General features: G+C 58.4%; 4 protein-coding genes and 3 pseudogenes. All 7 read left to right on the top strand.

Translation table 11 applies throughout. The annotated features are described in order from the left end of the window. Window positions 1-724: RHS repeat-associated core domain-containing protein (locus ASD79_RS25095; RefSeq protein WP_235524426.1), on the top strand; the 724-nt coding region annotated here is incomplete at its 5' end. A 272-nt stretch (window positions 725-996) separates the two neighbouring features. Next, window positions 997-1,215, top strand: a complete 219-nt coding sequence (locus tag ASD79_RS11640; protein ID WP_056721758.1) for a hypothetical protein — start codon at window positions 997-999, stop codon at window positions 1,213-1,215. A 311-nt stretch (window positions 1,216-1,526) separates the two neighbouring features. Next, on the top strand, window positions 1,527-2,003 hold the full coding sequence (locus tag ASD79_RS11635) for a hypothetical protein (protein WP_056721756.1): 477 nt from the start codon (window positions 1,527-1,529) through the stop codon (window positions 2,001-2,003). Further along, a pseudogene (locus ASD79_RS25300) lies at window positions 1,919-2,227 on the top strand (transposase); the annotation flags it as partial. The gene ASD79_RS11635 and the pseudogene ASD79_RS25300, both read left to right, overlap by 85 nt. A 514-nt stretch (window positions 2,228-2,741) precedes the next feature. Beyond that, window positions 2,742-3,482: an RHS repeat-associated core domain-containing protein gene (locus ASD79_RS25085; protein WP_082584892.1), complete on the top strand. Its 741-nt coding sequence runs from the start codon at window positions 2,742-2,744 to the stop codon at window positions 3,480-3,482. 407 nt (window positions 3,483-3,889) lie between these two features. After that, window positions 3,890-4,210 (top strand): annotated as a pseudogene (locus ASD79_RS23225) (IS6 family transposase); the annotation flags it as partial. A gap of 22 nt (window positions 4,211-4,232) precedes the next feature. Then, window positions 4,233-4,456, top strand: a pseudogene (locus ASD79_RS25520) (hypothetical protein); the annotation flags it as partial.

The following is a 4,456-nucleotide window of genomic DNA, read 5'->3' as shown; positions in this document are numbered from 1 at the left end:
GTACACCGGCCAGACCTGGATCCCCGAGCTGGGCTTGTACCATTACAAGGCCCGGGTCTATTCTCCGACCCTGGGGCGGTTTCTCCAAACCGACCCCACAGGCTACGACGACGGCCTGAACTGGTATGCTTACGTCGGCAATGACCCGCTGAATCGGAGCGATCCAACGGGCTTGCAAGCCAAGGCGGGCGAGCAAACGGACGCTTGTCAAAGCGACTTCGATAAGACGTCGCAGTGTTCAGTTCTCAAGGGTGAGAGCGGTAGCGGCTATAGCACAAAATCGGTAAATAGAGACCTTGAGACGCAGAAGCAGGATTTTGCGGAATCTCAAGAAGAAAACATGCCTGAGGTCAATCGACAGCTTCTGATTGGCGGCGGTGCGATTATTGTTACCGGTGTGACGGGGGGTGCGATTAATGGCTTGTTGTCCGGAACTGGCCTTGCGGCCACTGCCGACTTCGGCCTCGGCGGAGGTAGGGGGCTAGTTACCCGGCACGGCTTGGACGCGATGGCAGAGCATGGCGTTAGTCGCCAAATGGTGTCTAAGGTCATGCAAAGAGGAGAAAAGTTCCTTGATCCAAAGAATAACTCCGTTGTTCATGTTATAAGAGGTGGAATGGCAAGCGGAAAAGATCTAGCCGTTGCGGTTAATCGCTTAACCGGGAAAATTGCCACTGTAATGGTGAATAAGGGCGCGGTGAGGCCCCGATTCCTTCCCTTCTAGGTGTCAAATGTACAAAGATCATATTGAGTTTTTACGCAAAATCTTCGACGCCGGGATTTCGTCTGATACTATACGGGAAATTCGTACATATATATCGGACAAGGTTGAGCCGAATGACGATGATCAGACCTCTCGAAGGCTTTATGATCTTTTGACAGACTTGAGTTATGTCGATCTTTCGAGCACGAAGAAGGTCGAGAGTGCTTATCGGTTTGCGCAGGAGCGTGCTGAGGATGAAATCCGCGACGCGATTAGAGATCTAGAGGCATACGATGTTGCGCGTCATCAATCTGATTGAGGCGATGGGATCCATCAGTCCGCCTTCGCAGACCACGCCCCAACCGGGTGACCGTCTGCTCGCCGCCATCGAGGCGCAGACGGTGGCGATCGAGCGCGCGATGGTGAAGGCGTTCTGGACCCAGCTTGCCGGCCTGACGGTGATCATGTCGGTGGCCATGACGGTGTTCGTGGTCGTGGTGAAGGCCGGCTGAGGCCATCCTTCAGGTAGTCGATCGCGGCGCCAATCGCCCCAACCCGAGGGGGCCGTTCCCGTGCCGGAAGACCGCCTTGAGCGGTGATCTCAAAACCCGCCAAGCCCTCCGAAACGACCCCGACAAATAGGGGCAGAAAGGAAGGGCACGTCACGCACACCTGCGGTTCAGCTAGCGCGTTGAAAACGCTCAATAATATTTTGAAAACGCGGGCTAACATTGGCTAGCGCACTCTGCTGCGCAGAGACTTTACCCAGTATAATCAGGGTTTTAGGGTGGCTGTCACATGCAAGCCCACCTGGAGAAACCCGATGGCCGATGGTCCCAAGAAGCGCCGCTATCGCGACCCCGTCCTTGGTATCCGCGTCTCGCCCCAGGCGGCCAACAAGCTGAAGGCCGAGGCCATCGCGCTGGGCATGACCCAGAGCCAGTATCTCGAACACCTGATCTGGGATCGCGGCGTCACCCACGTCGACTATTACGCCCAGCAAGCGGCGATCCAGTCCTACATGGCGGCCGGGGTGTCGCTGGCCCTGGCCTATGAGCTGCTGCCGCCCGAGAGGGTGGCGACCGTGCGCAAGCAGGCGGTCGATGCGGCCAAGGCCTTGTTCGGTGAGACGCGCGGCCGGTGTTGTCAGCTTAACCGAGCGCTCGCGAGTCGTCTGGGCTGGACACGGTTCGCCAAGACCGGCAGAGGCGCACGATGCGTGCCCTGTCCTTCAAGCGTTACCGGTTCCCGCCCGAGGTCATTCGCCATGCTGTGTGGCTCTATTTCCGCTTCACGCTGAGCTTTCGTGACCTCGAGGAACTTCTGGCCCAACGCGGAATCGAGGTCACCTACGAGACCATCCGGTGCTGGACGATCAAGTTCGGGCCACGGATCGCCAGGAACCTGAAGCATCGCCGATCGGCGCCGTCGCCGCGCTGGCATCTTGACGAGATGGTCTGCTCGGTTGGCGGCCGTCGGATGTATCTCTGGCGCGCCGTTGATGACGAGGGCGAGGCGCTCGACCTACGCGTGGCACGACTTGGCCGGGCGGCGCATCGCCCTGCAATGGGCCGACGGCGTCTATGTCAGCTACCAGTACGACCTCGCCAACGAAGTCACGCTGATCTACGAAACAATGGGGCCAACACCTATTACGCCTATGACGCCGCCAGCCGCCTGCAGACCCTGTCCCTGGACCTGGCCGGCGCTGCCCAGGACCAGACCTACAACTTTACCTACAACGCCGCCGGCCAGGTCAAGTCTCGCGCCGCCGGCAACAGTCTCTACGAATGGGCCGGTGTTCAGACGACCAAGGGCTATACGGTCAACGGCCGCAATCAGTACCTGACGGCCGGCGACGCGACGTTGGCCTATGGCGACAATCGCGGCAACCTGACGGGCGAYGGCGCGTCGACCTTYGTCTACGACCTGGACAACCGCTTGACCGGCAAAGCCGGCGGCTCGGCCACGACGCTGAGCTACGATCCGCAAGGGCGACTGGACACCACCGTCGGCGCGGCGACCACGCGGCTGGTCTATGTACACCGGCCAGACCTGGATCCCCGAGCTGGGCTTGTACCATTACAAGGCCCGGGTCTATTCTCCGACCCTGGGGCGGTTTCTCCAAACCGACCCCATCGGGTATGGGGACGGCCTCAACTGGTACGCCTATGTCGGCAACGATCCTCTGAATAAGAGCGATCCGACCGGCATGATCCAGATGGAGTGCTTCTGTACAGTCACCTATTCGGGTGACGCGTTTGCTGGTTCAAAGGCACCTAGCGCTGCTCAACAACAATCAGCGCAACCAGGACGAAACACTAAGAATACCGGACCCATAAGTGTCCTGGGGGCGGGACTTGTAACTATTTGGAACGCTGGCGTGCATGTCTGGAATGCGGGCGTAGACGCACGTGCCGCAGCGCAAGAAGCATCAACGACGGGGGCTCGGCGAGAAGATCCCTATTCTGTAAGAGTTCAAGTGCAGGGGCTTGGCTTGGCCGGCGGCGATAGATCAATCAATTTACTAAGCAAGGAACCTGTAAAACTTAGAGAGGTGCATTTGGCTCTCACGGCTCTTGCGATTGGATTGCCCAAGAATGAGCAGAGGATACTAGGATCTGCTTTTGTGAAAGCATCCACTTGGGCAACGAGCGCTGCGGCTAGTGGAGGGGTTGCCCCGGGCGCGAGCAAATCGTTCGGAAATGGCGTTGATCTTGAAGGTTGGTATAGAGTGGACATACATCCACTGTCTGGATCAACAAATATAGTTCCATAAAGTCACTTCGTATTCAATCGCAATGGGTGAAAAGTGAAAATTTCGGCTGAGTTATATGAACTTGATGATGCTCAAGGTGACCAGTATAGTTGGTACTATACTGCGGAATGCGAAGGAATTTCTCTAGAAGAAACCAGAAATTTTGCCTTTAAGCTCGCAAAGGGGCACGGTTCTCGGCCGGTTCGCATCTTTCTGATAAATCATGAGGGCGCGCATGTTGAGGGCTGGCAGAAAAGTGGAGAGACCTGGGCTCGTCTATGACCTGTGAGTCCAAGCATATCCCTCTTTGAACGCTTGGTTCTTGGACACGCACAAGGGGGGTATTGTCAGGGTGTTGTCAGCTTAACGCCGCCCTGTCCGGGAGCGCGGGACTGGACACGGTTCGTTGAGGCGGGCAGGAGCGCGCCATGCGAGTCCTGTCGTTCAAGCGTCATCGGTTCCCGGCCGAGATCATTCAGTATGCCGTGTGGCTCTACTTCCGCTTCACCCTGAGCTTCCGCGACGTCGAAGAGCTGCTGGCCCAGCGTGGGATCGAGGTCAGCTATGAGACCATCCGGTGCTGGACGATCAAGTTCGGGCCACGGATCGCCAGGAACCTGAAGCGTCGCCGACCTGCGCCGTCGCCGCGTTGGCATCTGGACGAGATGGTCTGCTCGGTTGGCGGCCGTCGAATGTATCTGTGGCGCGCGGTCGATGACGAGGGCGAGGTCTTGGACCTCGTGATGCGACCTCTACAGCTACGACACGGCCGGCAACCGCACCGGCTGGCGTCGCCGCGACGGCTCGCAGATCACCTACACGTTCGACGCCCTCAACCGCATGACCTATCGCGACGGGGCGGGGATCAAGGGCTGGTATTACTACGATAACAACAATCGTCCGACCTTCACCTATTCAGGCGACGCAGCCGAGCGGGTCATCCGCAACTACTACGACCCCTTCGGCCGCCCCACGGCCACCTATGACTGGCGCGA

Source organism: Caulobacter sp. Root655 (assembly GCF_001427665.1).
Lineage (GTDB): Bacteria > Pseudomonadota > Alphaproteobacteria > Caulobacterales > Caulobacteraceae > Caulobacter.
This window is presented reverse-complemented; position numbering and strand designations above follow the sequence as displayed.